Source organism: Adlercreutzia equolifaciens, from assembly GCF_029076695.1.
Taxonomy (GTDB): Bacteria; Actinomycetota; Coriobacteriia; order Coriobacteriales; family Eggerthellaceae; genus Adlercreutzia; species Adlercreutzia equolifaciens_A.
The window spans coordinates 1-292 of record NZ_JARFIK010000542.1; the positions used below are offsets into that span (position 1 = coordinate 1).

Annotated in this window: 1 protein-coding gene; it reads left to right on the top strand. The window is 60.3% G+C overall.

Going from position 1 to position 292, the window contains the following annotated elements; all coding sequences use genetic code 11:
* The coding region (locus PZH32_RS13535; protein WP_275208769.1) for a peptidylprolyl isomerase at positions 1-292 on the top strand (292 nt) is incomplete at both ends.

Sequence of the window (292 nt, forward strand, 5' to 3'; positions counted from 1 at the left end):
GAAGTCTTCCCATATCCTGTTTGACGCCAGCGATGAAGACCTGGCCCAGGAATTGCTCGAGAAGCTGCAGTCTGGCGAGCTTGATTTCGCCACCGCCGCCGAGTCCTACTCGAAGGACACCGGCTCGGCTGCCGACGGCGGTAACGTGGGCTGGGACAAGCTGACCAGCTACGTGACGGAGTACACCACGGCCTTGAACGAGCTGGAGAAGGGCGAGATCAGCGGTCTGGTTACCAGCAGCTATGGTATCCACATCATTCAGTGCCCCGACGTCTTCGAGGCTCCGGAGGAG